General features: G+C 62.7%; 17 protein-coding genes. 6 read left to right on the top strand and 11 right to left on the bottom strand.

Annotation, left to right across the window (positions count from 1 at the left end; genetic code table 11):
• Positions 1–32 precede the first annotated feature (32 nt).
• Complete coding sequence (locus tag ACZRN6_RS17930; RefSeq protein ID WP_464008422.1) at positions 33–5,984, top strand: hypothetical protein; 5,952 nt, start codon at positions 33–35, stop codon at positions 5,982–5,984.
• A gap of 6 nt (positions 5,985–5,990) precedes the next feature.
• Here ACZRN6_RS17930 and ACZRN6_RS17925 read toward each other — a convergent pair whose 3' ends face one another.
• The 9 genes from ACZRN6_RS17925 to ACZRN6_RS17885 all read right to left on the bottom strand — a co-directional run bounded on the left by ACZRN6_RS17925 (position 5,991) and on the right by ACZRN6_RS17885 (position 16,049).
• Positions 5,991–7,001, bottom strand: coding sequence for a FecCD family ABC transporter permease (locus ACZRN6_RS17925; protein WP_322143039.1), 1,011 nt, complete (start codon positions 6,999–7,001; stop codon positions 5,991–5,993).
• Positions 6,998–7,945 carry an ABC transporter substrate-binding protein gene (locus ACZRN6_RS17920; protein ID WP_322143040.1) on the bottom strand — a complete coding sequence of 316 codons (948 nt, stop codon included), beginning with the start codon at positions 7,943–7,945 and terminating at the stop codon, positions 6,998–7,000. Before ACZRN6_RS17920 ends, ACZRN6_RS17925 begins: the two co-directional genes overlap by 4 nt.
• Positions 7,942–8,730: an ABC transporter ATP-binding protein gene (locus ACZRN6_RS17915; protein WP_322143041.1), complete on the bottom strand. Its 789-nt coding sequence runs from the start codon at positions 8,728–8,730 to the stop codon at positions 7,942–7,944. The genes ACZRN6_RS17920 and ACZRN6_RS17915 overlap by 4 nt, the downstream gene beginning before the upstream one ends.
• Positions 8,731–8,772: 42 nt before the next feature.
• A complete protein-coding gene (locus tag ACZRN6_RS17910; RefSeq protein WP_464008452.1) occupies positions 8,773–10,875 on the bottom strand; it encodes a TonB-dependent receptor in 2,103 nt (700 codons plus the stop codon).
• Between the two features lie 151 nt (positions 10,876–11,026).
• A complete protein-coding gene (locus ACZRN6_RS17905; protein WP_464008421.1) occupies positions 11,027–12,409 on the bottom strand; it encodes a PepSY-associated TM helix domain-containing protein in 1,383 nt (460 codons plus the stop codon).
• Between the two features lie 119 nt (positions 12,410–12,528).
• Positions 12,529–14,610 carry a TonB-dependent copper receptor gene (locus tag ACZRN6_RS17900; RefSeq protein ID WP_464008420.1) on the bottom strand — a complete coding sequence of 694 codons (2,082 nt, stop codon included), beginning with the start codon at positions 14,608–14,610 and terminating at the stop codon, positions 12,529–12,531.
• A gap of 78 nt (positions 14,611–14,688) precedes the next feature.
• On the bottom strand, positions 14,689–15,114 hold the full coding sequence (locus tag ACZRN6_RS17895) for a DUF2946 domain-containing protein (protein WP_322143044.1): 426 nt from the start codon (positions 15,112–15,114) through the stop codon (positions 14,689–14,691).
• A 10-nt stretch (positions 15,115–15,124) separates the two neighbouring features.
• On the bottom strand, positions 15,125–15,607 hold the full coding sequence (locus ACZRN6_RS17890) for a copper chaperone PCu(A)C (protein WP_088424743.1): 483 nt from the start codon (positions 15,605–15,607) through the stop codon (positions 15,125–15,127).
• Between the two features lie 46 nt (positions 15,608–15,653).
• Positions 15,654–16,049 (bottom strand): DUF2946 domain-containing protein, encoded by a 396-nt coding sequence (locus ACZRN6_RS17885; protein WP_464008419.1) that lies wholly within the window; start codon positions 16,047–16,049, stop codon positions 15,654–15,656.
• Between the two features lie 603 nt (positions 16,050–16,652).
• Here ACZRN6_RS17885 and ACZRN6_RS17880 point away from each other — a divergent pair.
• Positions 16,653–16,904, top strand: coding sequence for a DUF6124 family protein (locus ACZRN6_RS17880; RefSeq protein ID WP_087693137.1), 252 nt, complete (start codon positions 16,653–16,655; stop codon positions 16,902–16,904).
• 121 nt (positions 16,905–17,025) lie between these two features.
• Here the strand turns inward: ACZRN6_RS17880 and ACZRN6_RS17875 are convergent, their stop codons facing one another.
• Together ACZRN6_RS17875 and cbiE are read right to left on the bottom strand one after the other, a co-directional pair.
• Positions 17,026–17,745 (bottom strand): cobalt-precorrin-6A reductase, encoded by a 720-nt coding sequence (locus ACZRN6_RS17875; RefSeq protein WP_464008418.1) that lies wholly within the window; start codon positions 17,743–17,745, stop codon positions 17,026–17,028.
• A complete protein-coding gene (gene cbiE, locus ACZRN6_RS17870; protein ID WP_464008417.1) occupies positions 17,742–18,947 on the bottom strand; it encodes a precorrin-6y C5,15-methyltransferase (decarboxylating) subunit CbiE in 1,206 nt (401 codons plus the stop codon). The genes ACZRN6_RS17875 and cbiE overlap by 4 nt, the downstream gene beginning before the upstream one ends.
• A gap of 110 nt (positions 18,948–19,057) precedes the next feature.
• On the opposite strand from cbiE, the gene cobG reads away from it, so the two are divergent.
• Genes cobG through cobJ form a run of 4 tightly spaced genes read left to right on the top strand, consistent with a single transcriptional unit; the run spans position 19,058 to position 23,334 of the window.
• Positions 19,058–20,344, top strand: coding sequence for a precorrin-3B synthase (gene cobG, locus ACZRN6_RS17865; RefSeq protein ID WP_464008451.1), 1,287 nt, complete (start codon positions 19,058–19,060; stop codon positions 20,342–20,344).
• Positions 20,337–20,963, top strand: coding sequence for a precorrin-8X methylmutase (locus ACZRN6_RS17860; RefSeq protein WP_322143048.1), 627 nt, complete (start codon positions 20,337–20,339; stop codon positions 20,961–20,963). Before cobG ends, ACZRN6_RS17860 begins: the two co-directional genes overlap by 8 nt.
• Positions 20,963–21,694: a precorrin-2 C(20)-methyltransferase gene (locus ACZRN6_RS17855; protein ID WP_322143049.1), complete on the top strand. Its 732-nt coding sequence runs from the start codon at positions 20,963–20,965 to the stop codon at positions 21,692–21,694. The genes ACZRN6_RS17860 and ACZRN6_RS17855 overlap by 1 nt, the downstream gene beginning before the upstream one ends.
• A complete protein-coding gene (gene cobJ, locus ACZRN6_RS17850; protein ID WP_464008416.1) occupies positions 21,694–23,334 on the top strand; it encodes a precorrin-3B C(17)-methyltransferase in 1,641 nt (546 codons plus the stop codon). Before ACZRN6_RS17855 ends, cobJ begins: the two co-directional genes overlap by 1 nt.
• Positions 23,335–23,462: the final 128 nt, after the last annotated feature.

Below are 23,462 nucleotides of genomic sequence, written 5' to 3'. Positions count from 1 at the left end.
GCTTTTTTAACGCCATTTGAGTGTAGGTGGACATGGACAGCACTGAATTACAAGACGACCAACCCGGCACAGTCACGGTGGAACTTGCGCCGTTGGGGCCGGTATTTATCACCGCAAACGATGCGGCAACATGGGCGCACCACCAGGTCAGCGACAAGCGGGGCCGGGTATATGGCGGCGTGATAGTGAAACGCGCCGACAACCGATACCAGCCCACGGTGCCGATTGCGGGTGATGCCCGCGGGTTTGACTTTGGCACCATACTCAAGACGGATGCCAAGGGGGATTTTATTCATCCACAGGGTTACAGCGTCTACGCCTTTTACAGTTCTCGCACCGACCAAAGCAAAGTGCAGAAAAAAGAATTGGCGCACTGGACCCCGTCACAGTTGCAACTGGACAGCAGCTTCTTTTCGATGAAGGGCCTGGTTTTCATTATCGAACGGCGCGCATTTTGCCCGATTTACTATTTGTCGGGGCTCCATAACTCGCTGATCAAATATGAAAGCACCGGCTCCAAAACCGAGGCCGATTTTTTGCGCGTACTCAAAATCTCCAGGCCCCCGACTGACTTTGAAAACTTCATTTTCTTGATCAATAGCGCTGCGCGCGCGGGGGTGCTTCGGGTTGTGGTGCCCAATGGTGTGTGGGGTGGCAAAGCCGGCCAGGTAGTTGAGCCCTGGACGATCAGCCAAACGGTTGAAAAAGCCGCACAAGAGCGGCAAACGCCGCCCCACACTCAGGTCTTTCGCCATGTAAAAGACGCCATCAGGTCAGCCCTGCCGCCGTTGGACCCGAGCCTTCAAGACATGAGCCTGCAAGGCACTTACTTTGGCTACCTGTTGATCGATGATGAGCGGGAGTATGTGGCGCATTTGCCCGCGGCCGCCTTGAAGCAAGTGTTTGCATTGCGCCATCCGAAGCTGACATTGCCCAAAGGCCGTCCCAAATTACCCAGCGGGTTTTATTTGCACGGCATCTACTGCTCGCTGCTGCCGGCAACCCCGCCCATTGTGACCAAGCAGACCTGGCTGGCCGACTGCTTCTTCACGGCTTCGTCCCTGGCGACAGCCTTCGCAATGGTGGCCGACGATGAGCAGGGAATGGATTTTTATTTGCGCGCCAATGACGGGGCACTGCTGGCGTATCACTGCACCGGCTCACCGGAGCAATTGCGCCTGGTGGCCGATCAAGGCAAGGCTGCCGATGAGCGCCTGAAGGCCGGCACGCTGACGCCCGTCGAGTTTGTTCTGGAAGTGGCGGCAGTCGGTACGTTGACGGTGCTTGAGACCGGGCAGGTATGGGACAAGGCCGGCATCGTGGGCCAGGACTGGCGCCCCTATGCGCGTATCCTGGACTCCTTGAGCCCGGTCTTTGTGACCGCCGATGATGCCGCCCGCTACCAGCATTACGCCAGCCAGCAGGACGATGAGTATCTCCTGAGTTTTATCCTGCAGCGCAGTGATGGCCGGTTTTTGGCCTCAAAACTGCTGCGAGTAGCACAGCAGCATGCGATTTGGGGGGTACCGCCCGACAGCGGCGCGTATTTGACCCGCGTGGAGCTTGAGGGCTATCACATTGTGGCGCTTTTCGAGCGCCCGAGCGTGGCCGTGGCCCGTTATTACAGTGACTTTGACCAGCGTACGGCGAGGCAAAAGGCGTTCCTGGCAAGTGTCCCTTACGTAGCGACGATTTTTCCGGTTATTCATTTTTCTGCACTGACCAAGGCGCTCTACACCAGCGGCATGAAGGGCACGCTGATCAAGTATCAGACAAGTGGCTCTGCGGCTGAACGTGAGTTTGAACAGTATTTGTGGGACGGTCGCCAAAGCACGATCGTACCTCGTCCCCAGGGTTTTGATGGCACACCCGAAGGGATGGTCAAGGAACTGTTGAAGGTGGGCGAACTGACGGTATTGCTGACCGATGAGTCCTGGTACAACGTGCAGGGGCGCGTGCCCGCAACCTGGGCCCCGCAGACGCCGTTCAAGGCGAGCGCGCCCATCGACACCCCCCTGAGCCTGGTGTTTACCGACCTGCTCACGGCGCTGCAGTATGCTCATGACCGCATGCAGGCAGCACCGGGCGGCAGGCGCATCGGTTGTATTCTCAAGCACCGCAGCACCTCGGAGTACGTGGTCACAGAGCCTGCGGATGCTGTGCAGTCGGGCGACGATCTGGATTTTTTCGCGTTGTCGCGACTGTTTCCGGCGGGCAGCGACGGTGTGCCACGGCTGCCCTCGGGTTTCGTACTCAAAGGTTGGTACTGCCGCAGTGAACCCGACAGCAGCGGGATTCACGCAAAACCCTGGTTGTACGAATCGTTTATCGCCACCCTGGATTTCGCCAGGGCCATTGCCTTTGCGCGTCGCCATGCCGACAGCAACCTGGCCCTCTACTTCAGTACCCTCGACGGCGCCCAATTGGGTTACCAGTTTTCCGGTTCGGCCCAGGAAAGCCAACTGTTTGGTGTGCTGCCCGACGGCCGCGTAACAGACAACGGCCTGGCAGACGAATTGCGGGCCGGTACGCTTACGCCTCATGCCCTGATCCTTAAAGTCGCCGAAGCGGGCGCGCTGTCGGTGCTCCAGCCCGCAACGCTGTGGGATACCCCAGGCCTGGTGGGCGACACCTGGCGCCCCTACGCCAGCGTGCAGGAACCTCTCCTGAGCAGCGGGTTCCTGCAGATGGAGGATGCAGCGCGCTACGCCCATGGGCAGCTCAAAGACCAACGCGAGCGCGACTACACCGGCTATATCCTGCAACGCTCGGATGGCCTCTACGTGGCGACCGAGCCGCTGTATGTGGACGACACCGGGCGTTTTGCCCTGGGTGTTGTTTATCCCCAGGACCCCAAGGGCCGTTCGTTGCTGCCCACCGGGCACACCTTGAAAGCCGTGTATGGGTCGTGCCGTGGCGTGTCGCTGATCGAGCCTGCACGCATGGCACGCGAGGGCTGGTCACGGGAAGATGCCTACCTGCAAGCGCAGTTTTTTTCTGCCGACGACATCTACACCTTGATTCAGAACCGCCACCAGGTGCCGGTGGGCTACCTGTCGAGTGCCCGCGACGCCTTGCTGGTGTATGACATGGTCGATTTGCCCGCACAGGCTTCGCTGCTCAAGGACGTCACGCCTTCCGCCCTGGGCAGCCCCGTGGCGCGTAATTTGGACAATGGTTCCTTGACGGCCAAAGAGTGGGTGCGGCAGGTGGCGGCTGCCGGCAGTCTGCGCGTGGTATTGCCCAGCCCGCTATGGGGGGCGTCGGGCCTGATTACCGAACACTGGCGCCCGAGCCGCACGATTTCGCAGCGCCAGCGCCCCGAGCAGGTTTCCTTTGGCGCGGTGTTCGCCAAGGCCCAGGACGCCGCGCAAGCCTTGCACCGGCAAGTTGCCGGTTACGAGGCGCCGACCCAGACGGGCTACGCCTTCATCCTCAAGCATCGGGACAAAGACGCCTTTGTGTGCACCGAGGTGGCGCCGTCCTGGGACAAGGCCGGCTTGTTCGCCCAGGGCGGGCTGTTTCAAACCGCTGGCGAGGGTGGTTTTGCCTACCCGTCGCACTATCACCTGCATGGGTTGTTCTACGTTCGGCACTGGGTACCGCAAGGGCTTGCCACCCATGAGCACTGGCTGGCACGCCACTTTCTCTCTGCCGAGGATTTGGACAGCGCCGTCCTGGAGGCCAGGCGCCTGCGCGAGACCGGCGCGCTGACCGGCTTGCCGATCTTTATCTCGACGTTGGACCGCGCGTTGTTGAGGGTGCAGGCCCCGGTGTCATCGACTCTGTTCAAACCGGCGCGCCAGGAGTCGGGAGTCTTTGAGGATGAAAAAACCTTGCTGGCCGGTGGCCAAATGTCGCCCGTGGCGTTTATCAATCAGGTCGCACGATTAAGCTGGCTGAGTGTGGTGGTGCCCAGCGACTGCTGGGGCCGGGCGGGCAAGCTGGAGGTCAGCCAATCCAGCCCCTGGGCGGCCTATGGGGATTTTTTGCGACGGCCATTGAGCCCGCTGTTCAGCACCCAGGCAGACGCCGTGCGCTATGCCTATCAACAACCTCACAGCGCCGGTCATGGCGGGCTGGTCCTGGGGCGCAACGGCAAGTTTGTTGCGACGCAGGCGGTGCCGGTGTCTGGTGAAGACTTCAACCCCAAGGAAATCCTGCCCGATGATGACGTCAGCCAGATGCTGCTGGCGCCAGGCTGGAAGGCCGTCGCGCGCTATCGCTGCCGTGGGGCTGCGGTGCTGCCATTCTGGTTGGCGGAGCAAGAGAACCAGGTGTACCAGAACCTGTTTGCTACCCCGGTACTGGGCACCTTATTCAAGTCTGCGCACCTGTGGACCCATGAATACCTGTTCGGCCCCGACGGCTCGTTGCTCTGTTTCACCCTGCAAGACCCCGACCGTGACTTGATGTCCCGCGCCCAACGCGACGAGACGACGCAGTTGCTTGAGCAGCTGGAAACATCGTTGCAAGCCAATCGCCAGGCGCCCCATGACCCTTTCGGCAATGCCCTTGAACAGCAACTGCGGGCGGGCCGTAGGCAACCCTCTGAACTGGTCAACCAGCTGGTACGGGTGGGCACCCTGACGGTGCTGGAGGGCAGCCCGCTGTGGGGCACGGCACGCAAGGTGCTGCCGGGCTGGATGCCCGGCCTGGCTTACCTGCGACCGGATGAAGTGCAGCACGCGGTGGCTGACCGGGCACTGAGCCCGGTGTTCAAACACGCCGATGATGCTGCCCGCCACGGGCACGAGGCGACTCACGAACGCGGTAAGCTGAGTGTGGGGGTGATTCTCAAGTCGTCTGACAATGGGCACTTTGTTGCCAGTTCACCGGTCAAGGGTGACGACCTCAAGTTCAACCTGGACCGAGTCTTTATAAGCGCCAACTTACCGCTCGGCTACGCGCTGCATGGATTGTATGTGCGCTTGCCGACGCATGCTTCAGCCAGGCTGCCCCAGGGCGTGGGCTATGAGCAACTGATGGCGCCTGCAGCCATGCTCGCCGCCCTGAGTTTCTTGCGGGTGCTGAACGCGCCAGACGAGCAATTCTTGCCGCTGTACCTGTCGTGCCCCGACGGTGCGCTGGTTCGCTACCAGGCAACCCGGCTGGACAGCGACTTTACCTCAGCGGCTCGCCAGGAGGCCTACCTTACAAGCCTGCACAGCAACGGCACTGTCGATGGCTATGTGTTGAAACTGGCGCAATCCGGTGAGCTGCGCCTGTTGGCCAGCAGCCCGTTCTGGGTCGCCAGGGCACGCTCGTTAAGCGCGTCTCTACCCACGCTGGGCGAGCTTGATCCGCGCCTTGCGCTGGGGCCGTTGTGTGCTCACCCCGACGATGCGGCGCGCCTGGTATGGCAGCGCTTCGCCCCACTTGCCCGGCAGGCACGCCAGGGCGCGATCCTGAGTAATGGTGACAGCGATACGTTCATTGCCGTGCAGCCTGTGGAAGACCCCGGCCCCTCCGTGCCGGTGGGTCGGCGCCGCGATACGCCTGCCTACAAAGCGCTGTTCGAGGGGGTAATGAACCTGCGGTACACCAGCACTTCAACCCACTACCCCAAAGGGTATAAGGTCATCGGCGTGCAACAGCTTTACAAGGTCGACGCGCAACGCCGGCGCTTGGCGGATCGCTACGAGGACGCGCTGGCGCGCAACTTCGTGACCCAGTCAGAAATTCGGGGCGCCATAGAAATGCTGCGCCAGGACGGGGTTGCCGGTGGCCGCTACTACTTCACTCCGTTGCACGGTGGTTTGATTGTTTTCGAGCCCAGTTACCACGCCGACGAAAACCAACTGCTGCGCGATGACTGGGAGGAGGACGGCGGCACGCTGAAGGTCCTGCCCAGTGAGGTGATCCGCCGGTTGGCCACCTCGGGTAAATTGACCATTCTGGAAGTCGACCGCTTCTGGCTGCCTCGCAGCCAGGTGGCGCGCCACCTGCTGCAAACACTCAAGGAAGACGACCCGGCCAAGTAACCGCTGTTAGCGCTTGCGCATCAAACCGATAAAAAACAGCCCGCCAATCGCCGCCGTGGCCACGCCAATCGGCAAGTCCTCGGGGGCGATCATCGTGCGGGCTGCTACGTCGACCCACACCAGGAACACACTGCCCAACAGTACACACACCGGCAGTAACCGGCGATGCTCGGCGCCCACCAAGCGTCGCGCAATGTGCGGCACCATCAGCCCCACAAAGCCGATGGAGCCGCTGATGGACACCAGCACGCCGGTCATCAGCGAGGCGATCAAAAACACTTTGAGCCGTACATTGCGTGCGTTCAAACCCAGGGTCACGGCGGTCTGTTCGCCGGCCATCAATGCGTTCAATGGTCGCGCCATGCCCAGCAGCAACACCAGCCCCAGCAACACGGTGGCAAAGGGAATTGCCAGCAATTCCCAGCGCGCGAGGCCGAGGCCGCCGAGCATCCAGAACATCACTGCCGAAGCCGCGCGGTGGTCGCCCATGAACAGCAGCAGGTTGGCCACCGCCATCATCACGAACGACACGGCCACCCCGCACAGCAGCAACCGGTCACTCTCCAGGCGGCCGTTGCGACTGGCCACCGCCAGCACCACGATCATGCTCAACAATGCACCGATGAACGCGGCAATGGGCAGGGTCAACAGGCCAATCACTTCACCCACATGCAACACCACGATCACCGCGCCAAGGGTGGCGCCGGAGGTCACACCCAGCAGGTGCGGGTCGGCCAGCGGGTTGCGTGTGACGGCCTGCAATACCGCACCGATCAATGCCAGCCCGGCGCCCACCAAGGCGCCCAACAACATGCGCGGCACCCGGATCAGCCACACGATATGTTCCTGGCCGTTGCTCCAGTCCACTGCGCCAATACCGAAGGCCTTGTGCAGCAAAATTCGCCACACCACGTCCACCGGCACCCGCGCCGAGCCGAACCCCAGCGAGATAACGCACGAGATCAGCAGCAACGCGCCAAGGGCACTCAGCAGCAAGGCGTAGCGAGGGGTGATCATTCGCCGTGGAACCCCTTGGCCAGGGTTTCAACCGCCAGCACATTGTCGATGCCGGGCGTGGCCTGCACATAGGGGATGACAATAAAGCGTTGGTTCTTGATCGCGTCCACCGATTGCAGCGCCGGGTTGTTGAGCAGGAATTGCTCTTTCTGCTCGGCGGTGATTTCGCTGTAGTCGACGATGACGATCACTTGCGGGTTGCGCTCCACCACGGTTTCCCAGTTGACCCGGGTCCAGCTGGCGTCCACATCATCCAGGATATTGCGCCCACCGGCCGCATCGATCAGCGCTTGGGGCATGCCCAGGCGGCCGGACGTCATGGCGCGGTCTTCACCGCTGTCGTAGAGGAAGACACGCGGCTTGTCGGCGGGCAGGGTTTTCTGCACCTCGGCCACCTGGGCCTGCATCTGCGCGATCAGCGCATTGGCGCGGTCCTGCACGTCGAAGATCTTGCCCAGGTTGCGCAGGTCGTTATAGGTGTCTTCCAGGGTGGCGGCCGGGCGCTTCATCACGAACGCGCAGGACTCGGTCAGCTCATACACGTTGATGCCCAACGGTTGCAGGGTTTGCGGCGTGAGGTCGCCGCCCACGCGCATGCCGTAGTCCCAACCGGCGAAGAAGAAATCGACGTTGGCGTTGAGCAGGGTTTCCACCGAGGGGTATTTACTCGCCAGTTCCGGCAGGCCGTCGAGGATCTGCGCCATTTGCGGTGTCACCGACTTCCAGCCGGTCACGCCGCTGTAGCCGGCCATGTGCGACTTGAGGCCCAGGGCGAGCATCATCTGGGTCATGTTGATGTCGTGGCTGACCGCGTGTTTCGGCGCCTCGGCGAAGGTCACCTGACGGTTGCAGCTTTGGATGTTCAGCGGGTAATGAGTCGCTTCGGCGAATGCCTGGGAAGTGCCGAGCAGTAAAGCAAAAGACAGCAGGGAACGCAGGATCATGGTTGGGTTATCCAGGTAATTCGGGGGTAGCCGGACAAAGGATGAGTGTCGATCAATGCTTCAACGCCGAACACCTCGCGCAGCAACTCGGCGGTGAGCACTTCGTGGGGTGCGCCGCTGGCGACGATGCGCCCGTGGTTGATCACGTACAGGCGATCGCAGAACGCGGCGGCCAGGTTCAGGTCATGAATGCTCGCCAGGGTGGCGATGTTCAGGCGCTTGACCAGTTGCAGCAATTGCAGTTGGTAGCGGGGGTCGAGGTGGTTCGTCGGCTCGTCGAGGATCAGCAGTTGCGGTTGCTGGGCCAGGGCGCGGGCCAGGATCACGCGCTGCTTTTCACCGCCCGAGAGGGTGGCGAAGGCGTGGTCTTCAAAGCCCAGCAGGCCAACGGATTCTAGGGCTTGCCGGATCAGGTCCTGGTCTTCGACAGTGTCGCTGTCAAACAGGCCTTTATGGGGCGTGCGGCCCATGGCGACCACTTCATCCACCCGCAGGCCGAAGGCGTCGGGAAACTCCTGGAGCACTACGGCGATACGTTGCGCGCACCACTTGGAGGATTGCTTCCAGACGTTCTGGTGTTCCAGCAGCACCTCACCTTCAGCCGGTTTGCTGAACCGATAGGCACACCGCAGCAGGCTGGTCTTGCCGCTGCCGTTGGGGCCGATCAGCCCCACAAACTCACCGGCACTCACGCGCAGGCTGGCGTCACGCAGTTGGAACTGGTGATGACAGTACTCGTGGCCTGGTGGGGTCCAGGCGAGGTCGGTGAGGTTGAGTGAAGTCATCAATACTCTCGGGTCCAACACATTGGACAGTGTCGCATTCAATTAAAAGGTGTAGTCGGCCGTCACAAACAACGACCTGGGTTCACCCAGGATCCATTGCTGGCCGTTATTGTATTGGCTGACGGCGTAGGTGCGGTCGAACAGGTTATTCAATTGCAGGCCCAATGTCGTGTTGTGCATGGCTTTCCATGACACGGTGGCGTCCACCACGGTGTAGCTCGGCACCTCGCTGGTGTTGGCGGTGTCGGCATACCGCGCGTCCACGTAGCGCACACCGGCACCGGCGCGCACGTCGTCAGTGAGGGCTTTGCTCAACCACAGGTTGGCGGTGCGATGCGGTACGTCGGTTGGGCGGTTGCCGTCGCGGGACACTTGTTGGCCATTGACCTCTTCGGAAAAGTCGTCGTACTGCGCCCGCACGATGGCCGCGTTGGCTTGCAGTTGCCAGGCGTTCGGCAGTTGCAGGTCGAGGCTGGCTTCCAGGCCGTTGGAAGACTGTTGGCCGACTTGTTCCTTGAGGTCGGTGCCTGGCACATCGGTCAGTAGTTTCTTTTTGACGATGTGGTAGGCCGCCAGGGTCCATTCGCCACGCGCATCCCAGAACGCCTGCTTGATGCCGATTTCGGTTTGCCTGGCCGTGGACAGGCCGAACTGCTGCTGGTTGGCGTCCAAGGTGATCAGGCTGCCGACGCCGTCGGTGCTGGTGGCGTACTGGCCATACACCGAGGTGTCCGGGGTGATCGCGTAGACCAGGCCGGCCTTCCAGTTGTTACCGGTAAAGGTTTTGTCGGCGTCGCTGCCATCCATCAGGGATTGGCGGTCGATGTGGACGTAGTCGCGGCGCACGCCCGTGACCAACGACAGTTTGTCGGTCAGTTGCAGGCGGTTTTCGGCGAAAGCAGCGAGCTGTTTGGTGGTGCTGACGGACTGCGGCTTGAACGCGTCGGCGCTTTCAAACGGCTGTGGCACCGGATGCAGGATGTCGACTGGCTGGCCATCCGTCAGATCATTAAATGGCGCGTTACTGGCCAGGCGGAAGCGAATGCGGTTGTATTCAACGCCCGTCACGGTCTGGCTGTCGAGGCCGAACAGCATGTGTTTGAAGGTGAAGGTCTGGCGGTCGCCGACCTGTTCCTGGTTGTGCTTGATGCCCAGGTAGTCTGCACGCACCAGGCTGGCGTTGACGTAGTTGTAGCTCTCGGCGTTCTGCCAGCGGCGCTGGTTTTTCAGGTACGACAGTTCGTTGCTGGCGCTGACGTTGTCGTTGATCTGCCACTCGCTGGCCAGGCGTGTCCACTGGTCGTTGTAATGCTGGGTGTCGTTGCTGACGTTGTAGTTCTTGTCGCGCAGGCCCTTGTGCAACTGGCCGTTGATCAGCGGTGTGCCGTAATAGTTTTGCGGGGTCTGGTCGCCGTAGTCGGTGGAGAGCGTGAAGCTCAGGTCATCCGCCGCCTGCCAGCGCAGGGCAGCGCTGACAAAGTCGCTGGAGGACTCGCCGCGGTCGATGAAACCGTTGCTGCGCAGGCGGTTGATGTTCAGGCGGTAGCTCAGGGTGTCGGTCAGCGAGCCGCCGCTGTCGAGGGCTTGTTGCTGGCGATCATAAGAGCCGTAGCCCAGGCGGACGTGGTTTTCGATCTCGCCTTCGAAGGGTTTCTTCGGCAGGGTATTGATCACCGCGCCGGTGGCGCCCTGGCCGTACATTACCGAGGCCGGGCCGCGCAGTACGTCTACCCGCTCTACCGACCAAGTGTCGACCGGGAAGGTGGAAGTGCCCGCGCCATCAAACATGCGGGCACCGTCGTACAGTTGCAGCACCGAACTCTGGCCGGTAAACCCGCGCGCCGACAACGAGGTGCCGCCGTCGCCCGGCGAGCCGGTGCGGTTGATGCCGGTGGCCCGGGAAATGGCGTCCTGCACCGTGGCATCGCCCCGCGCGCGTATCTGCTCGCCCGTCTGGCTTTCAACACTGCCCGGGGTTTGCAGGGCCGTGAGGTTCAGGCGCGAACCTGCCGTGGTCGGGGTTTTCAGGTCGACGTACTCCTCATTGACGGCCGGGGCAGAGACGGCACTGGCGGGAAGAGTCAGGGCCTGGGCACTGTTTTGCAGCGCGAGCAGGCACAAGCCGGACGCAAGGTAGTTGTTCATCGGACGATAAATCGCTTCTTCGAGGCGGTACTCGCCGCAGCGCGCGGCGAGTAGGGGATGCATCAAGTGTTATAATGTAACACTTTGTGCGGCGTGAGCGAAAGCCCGCCCAAGACTACATAACGCCTCCAGGCAGGGCATCTCGTCTGGTTCACGCTGAACCTGAGGCAGATTCACCTTGGCCAATAAGCCGCGAAAGCACCAGTCGATCCAGTGCCCAGACCACGATCAACGAGGCGCCCACCAGCGGAAAGACAATCGCCAGCCCAAGCATGATCGCCATCGCGGTTTTCCATTTCGGCAGGTCGTGGCGCAACGGCGGAACCCCGAGGCTACCCTGCGGCCGGCGCTTCCACCAGATCACCAGGCCGCTGACGGCACTGAGCAGGATCATCAGGCAAATCAGCAGCACGATGATCTGGTTGATTACGCCAAACATCTTGCCCTCGTGCAGCATCACGCCGGATTCGGTAACCCGCGCCACGCTGTTGTAGTGCTCCCAGCGCACATCGGCCAGGACCTTGCCGGTGTATTGGTCGACATGCAGGGTGGCGTCGTTGCGCGGGTCGTTGGCGAACACTGCGATGGTGAAAACGCCTTCGGCGGTGGTGGGGAAGGTGATGCTGTAGCCGGGCTCGACCTTGCGTGAGTTGGCGAGGTCGACCACCTGTTGCAGGCTGACGGTGGGCGCGGCCGGGCCTTGGGTCATGCCGCCATGCTGCATGTGTTCGGCATGCTCGCCAGACATCGGCATCGGGGTGTTTTCCATAGCCCATGGCACGGTCTGCTGCGTTGCCGTGTTGAGGCTGCGGGCCTGCTGGTCAGACTGAGGCACGTTGTTCCACATCGCCGCCGGAAATTTATTCCACAGCTCGGCGTATTGCTTGCCCCAGAAACCAGTCCAGGTCATGCCGCTGAATAGCATCACCAGCAGGAACGCCGCGCCCCAGAAGCCGACCACCGCATGCAGGTCCCGCCAGAACAGGCGGCCGCGACTGCCCAGGCGTGGCCACAAAATACCGGCTGCCGATTGACCCCGCGGCCACCACAAATACACGCCCGAGATCACCAGCATCACGCCCCAGCCGGCGGCCAGTTCCACCAGGCGATCACCGACGGTGCCGATCATCAACTCGCCATGCAGCGCGCGGGCAATGGCTTGCAGGTTGTACTTGGCGTCCTGTTCACCGAGCACGGCGCCGCGATACGGGTCGACGAATACAGTCACTTCGCGGCCGTCGTTGTGCATCACGAACTGCGCGCTGCTGGTGGCGTCGGCGGGGGGCAGGTACTTACTGATTTTGCCTTGTGGGTAGGCGGCCTGGGCGCGTTGCAGTAGCTCGTCGGCGCTCATTGCGTGTTCGGCGCTTTGCACCGTCAGCAGGTTGCCGTACATCAGCGGGTCGAGCTGAGGCTTGAACAGGTAGATGATGCCGGTCAGGGCCAGCAACACCATGAACGGCGCAACAAACAGCCCGGCGTAGAAATGCCAGCGCCAGGCCATGTTGTAGAAGGAAATCTTCGGTGGGTTCATCAGGGTGTGCTCCGCAAAGGCTTGGATTTTTTGTGTTATCGAGGACGCCATCGCGGGCAAGCCCACTCCCACAGGGGGAATGCATTGCAACTGTGGGAGCTGGCTTGCCTGCGATGCGCTTAGAAGCTCATGTCCACCTTGGTCCAGAGCGTGCGCCCCGGTTCCTTGATGGCTTGCGGGTCATTGGCCGGGTAGCCGAACCCGGCGTTACCGGCCAGGTTCAGGTGCTCGGCGTACGCCTTGCCGAACAGGTTGTCGACGCCGGTACTGACCTTGAAATTCTTGTTGATGCGATACGCCGCGTTCAGCGAGAACACGCCAAACCCCGCACTCTTGTCGAAGTCCTTACCCACCACGTTGCCCTTGTTCTGGTCGATGCGGTTTTGCGCCGCGACTACTCGCCACAAGGCGCCAGCGCTCCAGTCGTCCTGGCTGTAGGTCAGTCCGAAGCGCGCATCCAGGGGCGGGATCTGCGGCAGCGGTTTGCCGTCGCTGCTGTTCTTGCCCCAGGCGTAGGCGAAGGTGGCGTCGGCCTTCCAGTTGGCGGTCAGCTTGTACGCCGCGCCCAATTCTGCGCCCATGATCCGCGCATCCACATTGCGCGCCTGGGAGGTGGTGCCCATCATTCCCGGCTGGTAGTCGAACAGGATGAAGTCACGCACCTGGCCGACGTAGCCCGAGGCCCAGGCGTCCAGGTTTGCGGATTTGTATTGCAGGCCGAAATCCAGCTGGGTGGTTTTTTCGGGCTTCACGCCATCGAACGCATTCACCGAACCGACCGCGCCGGTGTTGGGTGAAAACAGCTCCCAGTAATCCGGGAAACGTTCCGAATGCCCAAGCCCCGCGTACACGGTGGTGGGGCTGTGCTCCAGGTCGTGCTCATAGCGCACAAAGCCCGACGGCAGTGTATCGGCGCGGGTTTTGTCGGCGGTGGGATTGGGGCTGCTCATCATCCCGGTGTCGAGGGTTTGCCGGAAGTCCTTGGCCGAGGCGCGGTCGACACGGGCACCGGTGATCACCCGGTCGCGGTCGGCGGCGTACCAGGTCAGCTCGCCGAACACCCCGTAGTTATGGAAGTTGGCGTCCTTGCTGCGGGGTAGGTCCTTGTAGGTGTCGACGCCCATGGCACTGCGTTCGCGGTGCTCGTTGGTTTGCGCATCGAGGCCGCTGATCAACTGCACATCGGCCCAGCGCCAGGTCGCCTTGATGCGGGCGCCGAGGGTGCGGCGATCGACGTTGGAGGCCATGGGGCCGGCCATCATCCCGGTGCCCGACGGCACGCGCAGGCTGTAGTTATCCATCACGTGGTCGGCGTAGTTGTAGTAGACCTGCGCCTCGACCTTGTCCAGCACCTCGCCGATGTTGGACTTCTCGAACCGCAGCCCGAGGCTCTCGCGCAAGAACTGCGAGCCGTCCATGCCGCGCCCGGCGTAACGGGCTTCGCCATCGCCCCGGCCGGCGGTAAGTTCCAGCAGGGTGTCGGCGTCCGGGGTCCAGCCCACGGCTACGTCGCCGTTCCACTTGTCGTAGCGTGAGCCGACAGTGTCGTTGTTGCCGTCCTTGTAGTCATCGGCGTGGGCCTGGTTGCCGATCACTCGCACGTAACCCAATGGCCCGCCGGCTGCGGCGTCGACAATCTTGTCGAAGCGCCCGTTGGAGCCGGCCAGGATGCTGGCGTTGACCCGCGTGCCCAGCTCGCCGAACTGCTCGGGCTCACGTTCGAACAGGATCGTGCCCGCCGAGGCGCCCGGGCCCCAGAGTACGGTTTGTGGGCCCTTGATCACGGTCAGCTTGTCGTAGGTTTCCGGTGAGATATAGGAAGTGGGCGCGTCCATCCGGCCCGGGCACGCGCCGAGCATCATGCTGCCGTTGGTGAGGATGTTCAGGCGTGAGCCGAACATGCCGCGCAGCACCGGGTCGCCGTTGGTGCCACCGTTGCGCACCAGGGCGAAGCCGGGGATGGTCTTGAGGTAATCGCCGCCATCGCTGGCGGGCACCGGTTGGCGCGGGTCCTTGGGGTTGGTGACGATCGTCAGCGGCGAGCTGGGGGCGATCGCCGTGATCACCGTGGGGCTCAGTTCGTTGTCGGGCTGGTCGGCGTGGGCCTGTGGAACCAGCAGCGCGCCACACAGAACGGCGAACACGGGAGTACATCCCAAGCGGGTGTCAGCAGAAAACCTGGACATGAAAAATTCCATCATTCATTCGTAAACAACACGGCCAGCAGCCTGCGGCTGTCTGTCTAAAGTCGGCCGGGGTGAAGTAACGGTTTGAAGGGCTTACGCGATGATGGGTGGGGCGCGACTACGGGCGCCGGGGAACACGGTTTGCCGGGCATGGCCCAGGCGTGGCGCGGGGGTTATGGCATTGGCAGGCGGCGGGCTGGCGAGGGTGACAAACGACACGCTGCCAGGCAGCGCCGGGCAACTGAAGAGCAGGCTGCAATAGCCGCACTTTTCCCAGAGCACGTGGTGTTCGTCGGGGGCCTTGTTGTGGTCGGTCGCAGGCTTTACGTCGCCATGGCAGCTCGGGGCGTCCATGGACATTTCCATGGACATGCCGGCGTGATGATCCATCGGCATCGCTTGGGAAATCAGCGGACCGATAAAGATCATCAGCATGGCGAACAGGCTGATCCAGCTGCCGCGCAGCAGGCTCATTGGCTTACGGCGGGGCGGGGACAACCTGGCGCGAGTGGCGCCCATGAAGGATTATCTACTGGGCGTGCATGTGCTCATGGCCGGCCATGGGCGGTTGCTTCTGCACCGACACTTCCACCTTCACCGGCCCGGCTTTCTCGAAATTCAGGGTCAGCGGGAAATGCTGGCCGTCGCGCAATACGCTGCGGTCCTTCAGGCCCAGCAGCATCACGTGGTAGGCCATGGGCGCGAACGTCAGGTCACCTTTGGCCGGCACCGCGACGCTGGTCACCTGCTGCATCTTCATCAAATCGCCCTGCATCACATGCTCATGCAGCTCGGCCTTGGCGGCCACGGGCGTGTCGACGCTGAGCAGGCGATCCGCATTCTCGCCCTGGTTATGAATCACGAAATATGCCGCGACGGTTGGCGCGTTGGGCGGCAGTTCCTGGGACCAGGGTTCGCTGACCACCAGTTCGCCGACCTTGAAGTCTTCGGCATTGGCAGCAGCACACACCGGCAGCAACAACGCAGCCAGAAGCAGGGAAGATTTGAGCATGGCAGTTCTCCAGAACGGTTCTAAACGCAGTTCACTTGCGAAGAAATCAGACCGTTGGGGAGGCGCGGGGGTTAAGGCTCGGCCATTGCTGGCGCGGGGTGGGGGATTGCAGCGACGGCGGTGGCAGGTCTTGCACCGCGTCGAATCTTGCGAAATACAGTGTTGGTGAGTGCCCCGGCAATGCCACTAATGGCGCCGAGCCCGAGCAGCACCAGCAATGCTGCATGGTGGAGTGATCGTCCTGCTGCGGCGCCGGAATGTCCAGCTTGCCCAGGGCAATCGCCGTCAGCTTTGTACCGTTGGAAGAACAGAAACTGCCCCACAACAGCTGGTCGAGGGAATTGTTCGAACGCTGCATCGCCCCGGCCACCGGCATGGCAAACGCATTGAACAGCACTGCAAAGCAGGCGATCCAGGCAAATGCAAAGCGTTGACGGGCCATGGCGGACGATCCGTAGGGTTAATCGATCAGGTGCGTATTTAGCCTGATCGGGGGGGATAAGTAAAAAGGGACGGTGTGGTTTGGTGTCGCAGTGCTGGGGTTCAGGATAGACGGGAATCAAGGATTTCCATTCTTTTCAAATGGGCCGCGATGTTCAGTGCGACAGCTGAACGCTGTGGGAGCTGGCTTGCCTGCGATACAGGCGACTCGGTCTTCCTGCTGGATCGAGGTGATGCTATCGCAGGCAAGCCAGCTCCCACAGTTTGGATTGTTTCCGATTCGAATGTGGAGGCCCTCCACAGAAATTTCCGACAGTGATTTGAGGTTGTCCCTAGGAAACGCAATCTCTAGTCTCCGTACACCGCTGCAAACTCAGCGGTCGGGCGTCGCGGCCCGGATTTCTTCAGACGCAAAAGCGTCATCGTGTCCTTTCAGTTGGCGCTTTTTTATCGTCTACTGTGCGGCACTATGGTGGCTGTGCGCGGGATACCTTCGGGTATGCCGGTGTTCTGGAGAGCCGGTCCGCGAACCCGCGTACAGCTACCACCCCATCGCATCGCGGCGATCAGTGGTAGCTCCTTTGTACTTCTCCGGAGCTTCACAATGATTAAACCTACCCCCAATCCCCCCTTTCGGCTGTTCACCGTAGCCGATGGAATCAGCACCGAAGACCTGTTGGTCAACCTCATTGAAACACTTGCCTCGGCCAACGCGCTGAGTTGCGACTTGGCGTTTAGCCTGGAAGGATCGAAGCGAGAGGAGTTGTTGGGTGTCGCTCAGTTGATCGAACTGGCGGAGTTGCTGGCTGATCGGGTGCACGATGCAGCCGGACAGACGGCCGCCGCGAGGAGCTAACTGACCGACGCAGATTAGTGTGGGAGCTGGCTTGCCTGCGATGGCATCGCTGCGGTGTATCTGAACGACTGCGTCGTCTGTATCGCAGGCAAGCCAGCTCCCACATTTGTTTCGTGTTGCGTCATACAGACTGGAATGCTTCCAGTACCGAGTTGACGGTCGTGAACTCCCGATCCACCTGCGCCAACACCGGCCGCTTCAACACCAACACCGGCACCCCACGCTCCCTTGCCACTTCCAACTTCGGCTCCGTGGCGCTGCTGCCGCTGTTCTTGCTGATCAGCACATCAATCTGCCGCCGCTCGAACAACGCCCGCTCATCCTCGATCAAAAACGGCCCACGGGCGCCGATCACTTCGCAGCGTTCATTGCCGGGGTACACATCCAGTGCGCGCAACGTCCAGAACTGGTCGGCGGGGATTTCGTCGAGGTGTTGCAACGGTTCGCGGCCCAACGTGAACAGCGGTCGCTTGAATGGCTTGAGCGCTTCGATCAACTCCGCCCAGTCACTGACTTCGCGCCAGTCATCACCGGCCTGTGGCTGCCACGCCGGGCGGCGCAGGGCCCAGCATGGAATACCGCACATACCCGCGGCATGGGCCGCGTTGGCGCTGATCTGCGCGGCATACGGATGAGTGGCGTCCAGCACCAGCTCAATGCCTTCTTCACGAATAAATTGCGCCAGGCCTTCAGCGCCGCCATAGCCGCCGACGCGCACCTGGCACGTAAGGTCGCTCGGAACGCGCCCGACGCCCGCCAGGCTGTAGATATGCTCGGGCCCCAGTGTGCGGGCGATGGCCAGGGCTTCCGTCACACCGCCTAACAGCAGGATGCGTTTCATAACGGCTTGATCACTTCCAGCAAGGTGATCGGCAGCGCCTGGCGCCAGGTATCAAAGTCCCCCAGTGGCTGGGCCTGGGCCACATGAATGCGGGTGAGTTCGCCGCCGTGTTGTTCGCGCCAGGCCATCAGGGTCATTTCGCTTTGCAGGGTCACGGCGTTGGCCACCAGCCGGCCGCCGGGGCGCAGGTGGTGCCAGCAGGTGTCGAGCACGCCGTCGCGGGTCACGCCGCCGCCGATGAAGATCGCGTCGGGCGCTTCCAGGCCTGCGAGTGCGTGGGGCGCGGTGCCGCGAATCAACTGCAGGCCGGGTACGCCAAGGGCATCACGGTTGTGTTCGATCAACCGTTGCCGCCCGTCGTCGGCCTCGATGGCCAGCGCGCGGCAACTGGGATGGGCACGCATCCATTCGATCCCGATGGAGCCGCTGCCCGCGCCCACGTCCCACAGCAGTTCACCGGGCATTGGCGCGAGGCGGGCGAGCGTCATGGCGCGCACGTCGCGCTTGGTCAGTTGGCCGTCGTGCTTGAACGCCGAGTCCGGCAGCCCGGCCAGGCGGGACAGGCGTGGTGTGTTGGCGTCTGCCACGCAGTCGATGGCCACCAGGTTCAATGCGGCAATCGGTTCGCCTGGCCAATCCCGGGCGATGCCGTCGATGCGGCGCTCATCCGGGCCGCCCAGATGCTCAAACACGCTCAGGCGACTTGCGCCAAACCCACGCTCGGCCAACTGCGCAGCCATCGCCGCCGGGCTCTGGCCGTCATTGCTCAACACCAGCACACGCACGCCGCTGGCCAGATGCACATTCAGCGCCGCCAACGGCCGCGCAACCACCGACAGCGTCACCACGTCCTGCAACGGCCAGCCCAACCGCGCCGCCGCCAGGGACACGGAGGAGGGCGCGGGCAGAATCAGCAGCTCATCGGCAGGAATGTGTCGCGCCAGGCTCGCGCCCACGCCATAGAACATCGGGTCGCCGCTGGCCAGCACACACACCGCTTCGCCGCGTTTGGCCAACACAGGGTCCAGGGAAAACGGGCTGGGCCACAATTGGCGTTCGCCACGGATACACACCGGCAACAGGTCCAACTGACGTTGGCCGCCTACAATTACCGAGGCGCGCAACAGGGCGTGCCGGGCGTTTCTGCCCAAGCCCTTGAAGCCGTCTTCACCGATGCCTACTACCGTCAGCCAGGGCGACATATGAATTCCTTGAACGACATCCGACGGGCAGGCTTTTCATGCCGCCGGACAAAGCAGGCATAATACCGCGCCTTTACCCGTGAACCGGTAGCCCTGTGAAACCAACACCACTGTCCACTACCTTGCGCCCCTCGGCCTGTCCGGGGTTGCTGCGTATTGTCCAGGCGTTGGATGGCGGGATTTGCCGGATCAAACTGGCTGGTGGTTCGATCAGCGCCAAGCAGGCATTTGCCGTCGCAGAAGCGGCCCAGGCCCATGCCGGCGGGGTGATCGAGGCGACCAACCGCGCCAACCTGCAAATTCGCGGGATAGGCGCCGGGCAAGACGCGCTGATCGCTGCCCTGCTTGCCGCTGACCTGGGCCCCAAGAGCGCCGCCGGGGACGATGTGCGCAACCTGATGCTCAGTCCCAGCGCCGGCATCGACCGCGACATGCTGTTCGATACCCGGCTGTTGGCGGACCAGATCCTCGCCACCCTGGAAACCCACCCGCGTTTCCATGCGTTGTCGGCCAAGTTCGCGGTGCAACTGGACGGTGGTGAAGCGCTGGCCATGCTCGAACATCATCACGACCTGTGGCTGTCGGCGTTCGACACCCATGGCGAGACGCTGTTGGCGTTCGGCCTGGCAGGCTGCCCGGCGCAGGATGCGCCATTGGCCGCAGTGCCTTTAGCGCAAGGCCATGCATTGGTGGTGGCGGTGCTGGAGCTGTTCCTTGAACTGGCCCGGCCGGATCAAACCCGTATGCGGCACCTGCTGGCCGAAACACCTGTGGATAACTTTCTCGGGCGGCTAAACCTGCCATTGCAGGCAGTTGACGGCTTTTCACGGCGCACCAACCCCGCGCCGCTGTACCTGGGAAGTTATCCACAGCGCCAAAAAAATCAGGTCTACGTCGCCGCCGTTGCGCCCTTGGGCCGCCTGGATTCGGCGATGCTCAGGGGCGCCGCGCAACTGGCGGTCGAGCATGGCGACGCCACCCTGCGTTTCACACCATGGCAAGGCCTGCTGCTGCCCAATGTCCGGGAGGCGGCGGCTGTCACCGAGCGCCTGGAACAGCTTGGTTTTCTGTGTTCAGTGGACCACCCCCTGGCGCGCCTGATCGCCTGCACCGGTGCAAGCGGTTGCGCCAAAGGCCTGGCAAACACCAAGGCCGACGCGCTGCAACTGGCGACGCTTGCGCCCGGCCACAGCGTGCACCTGTCCGGCTGTTCACGGTCCTGCGCCGCTGCGCACACCGCGCCGGTCACGTTGCTGGCCGTGAGCCCCGGCCATTACGACCTCTATTTTCGCGATGCAGGCCAACCCGGTTTCGGTCGCCTGCACGCGCGCTCTCTTTCTATTGAAGCGGCGGGCGCCTTGTTGCGCGCCCACCCACGGAGCAACACCGATGATTGATTACATCCGCGACGGTCAGGAGATCTATCGCAACTCCTTCGCGATCATTCGCGCAGAAGCCAAGTTGGATCGCATTCCTGCCGACCTGGAAAAACTCGCCGTGCGGGTAATTCATGCCTGCGGCATGGTCGATGCCATCGACGGCCTGCAATTTTCCGAAGGTGCCGGCAAGGCCGGTCGTGAAGCGCTGGCGGCTGGTGCGCCGATCCTGTGTGATGCGCGGATGGTTTGCGAAGGCGTGACCCGCACCCGCCTGCCTGCCAACAACCCGGTGATCTGCACCCTGCGCGATGACAGCGTGCCGGAGCTGGCGCGTGAGCTGGGCAACACCCGCTCCGCCGCCGCCCTGGAATTGTGGCGCCCGCACCTGGAAGGCAGTGTGGTGGTGATCGGCAATGCGCCGACTGCCTTGTTCTACCTGCTGGAAATGCTCGACGCCGGCGCGCCAAAACCTGCACTGATCCTCGGGTTCCCGGTGGGGTTTGTTGGCGCCGCCGAATCCAAGGCTATGCTTGCCGCAGACAGCCGTGGCGTACCGTTCGTGATCATGCAGGGCCGCCTGGGCGGCAGTGCGATGGCGGCCGCTGCGGTCAACGCCTTGGCCACGGAGGTCGAATAATGCCGGCACGCGGACGTTTGATTGGCCTGGGCGTAGGCCCCGGTGACCCGGAACTTATTACCCTCAAGGCCCTGCGCCTGCTGCGTGAATCGCCGGTGGTGGCGTACTTCGTGGCCAAGGGCAAAAAGGGCAACGCCTTCGGCATCATCGAAGACCATTTGGTGCCACAGCAAACCCTGATGCCGCTGGTGTACCCGGTGACCACTGAAGTTCTGCCGGCGCCGCTGTCCTACGAGCAGGTGATCAGCGATTTCTACGACACCGCCAGTGTCGATGTTGCCGCGCACCTGGACGCCGGGCGCGATGTGGCGGTGATTTGCGAAGGCGACCCGTTCTTCTACGGCTCCTACATGTATTTGCATGACCGCCTGGCCGAGCACTACGAAGCCCAGGTGATCCCGGGCGTGTGCTCGATGCTTGGTGGTGCGTCGGTACTGGGTGCGCCGTTGGTGTATCGCAACCAGAGCCTGTCGGTGCTCTCCGGCGTGTTGCCCCATGACGAGCTCAAGCGTCGCCTGGCGGATGCCGATGCGGCGGTGATCATGAAGCTGGGGCGCAACTTCACCAAGGTACGCCAGGTATTGGAAGAGTTGGGGTTGGCGAACCGGGCGTTGTACGTCGAGCGCGCGACCATGGCCAATCAGAAAATCGTTGCCCTGAGCGACGTCGATCCAACGTCCTCGCCGTACTTCTCGCTGATCATCGTTCCCGGCGAAAGGTGGCAAGGCTGATGACGGCTCCCGCGATTGTCATCCTGGGGCAGGGCAGCCTCGCCACTGCCCGGGCTATCCAGCAGCTGTACCCCGACGCGTTGATCCACGGCCTGGCCGGACGGGTCGAGGGCGCAGATCAGGCCTATAAGGAATTCGGCGCCACCGTGCGCCAGCTGTATCAACAGGGCACGCCGATTATCGCGTTGTGCGCCGCCGGGATTGTGATCCGCACCCTGGCGCCGCTGTTGTTGGAGAAAGGCGTCGAGCCTGCCGTGCTGGCGGTCGCCGAAGACGGCAGCGCGGTCGTGCCGTTGCTTGGTGGCCTCGGTGGCGTGAACGTGCTGGCGCGGGAAATTGCCGCCGCCTTGGGCGTTGCCGCGGCGATCACTACCAGCGGCGAGCTGCGTTTCGGCACCTGCCTGCTCAACCCGCCCAGCGGTTATCAACTGGGTGATCTGGAGTTGGGCAAGCGTTTCGTTTCCGACTTGCTGGCGGGTGAATCGGTGCGTATCGAAGGCGCCGCGCCGTGGCTGGATCAGGCCAACTTGCCGCAGGATCAGTTGGCGCGCCTGGCGATTCACGTCGGCAGCGCCGAGCGCACGCCTGCGCCGAACGAGCTGCTGATTTATCCAAAGAATGTGCTGGTCACCTGCCAGCCGGGGCCGCAATTGTCCGCGCGCATTCGTGCGGCGTTGCAGGACGCAGGGCTCGCGGTGCAGTCCCTGGCGTGTTTGCTGGCGGCTGAAACCGAGATGGCCGATTCGTCGTTGCAGGAGGCTTCAATCGAGTTGGGCGTGCCGTTGCGCTTCGCCGGTTTGGCGACCCAGGCGGACATCGCCATTACGGTGGCCGATGCACCCCTGGACCTGTCCTTGATCGGTCGCCCCCGTGGGCGCCTGGCGGTCATCGGTCTGGGCCCCGGCGCTGCCGAACTGATGGTGCCGGCGGTCAAGGCCGAACTGGCCCGCTGCACCGATGTGCTGGGTTACGAAACCTATGTACGTATGGCCGGGCCGTTCCGCCCGGACCAGGTCCAGCATTGCACCGATAACCGCGAAGAGATGCAGCGCGCCCGTCACGCCTTTGAGTTGGCGGCGCAGGGGCGTTCGGTGGTGGTGGTGTCCTCGGGTGACCCGGGGGTGTTTGCCATGGCGGCTGCGGTGATCGAGGCCTTGCACGACTCCAGCGACCCGGCCTGGCATCAGGTCGACCTGGAGATCTTGCCGGGGGTGTCGGCCTCACTCGCCACCGCTGCGCAGGCGGGTGCACCGCTGGGGCATGACTTCTGTGTGATGTCGCTGTCGGACAACCTCAAACCGTGGGCAATCATTGAGAAGCGCTTGGACCTGGCCTCCCAGGCCGACCTGGCGCTGGCGTTCTACAATCCGATTTCCCGTGCGCGGCCCTGGCAGTTGGGGCGCGCCCTGGAAATCGTCGCGCAGCATCGCACGGCCGAAACGCCAGTGGTGCTGGGCCGCGATATTGGCCGCCCGGGCCAGACCCTGCGCGTCACGACGCTGGGGCAACTGACGCCGGAGCAGGTGGACATGCGCACCATGGTGCTGATCGGTTCGTCCACCACTTGCGTGTTCCCCCGCGCCGATGGCGGCGAGTGGGTGTACACGCCACGGTGGTATGGCGAGAAGCCCGCCTCCTGAAAAACGCTGGCCCCGCAATGGGGCCACCTTCAAAAAGTCATTCGGTGCTGGAAGAAAGGTCTGCTTGCCGAGCGCTTTTTGCGTCGTGTCGAGTCGTACCTTTCTCTACTCGCTGAAGAAAATTACAG

It is taken from the genome of Pseudomonas sp. A125, from assembly GCF_055409485.1.
The sequence above is the reverse complement of the archived record's forward strand: the minus strand, read 5'-3'. Positions and strand labels throughout refer to the sequence as shown.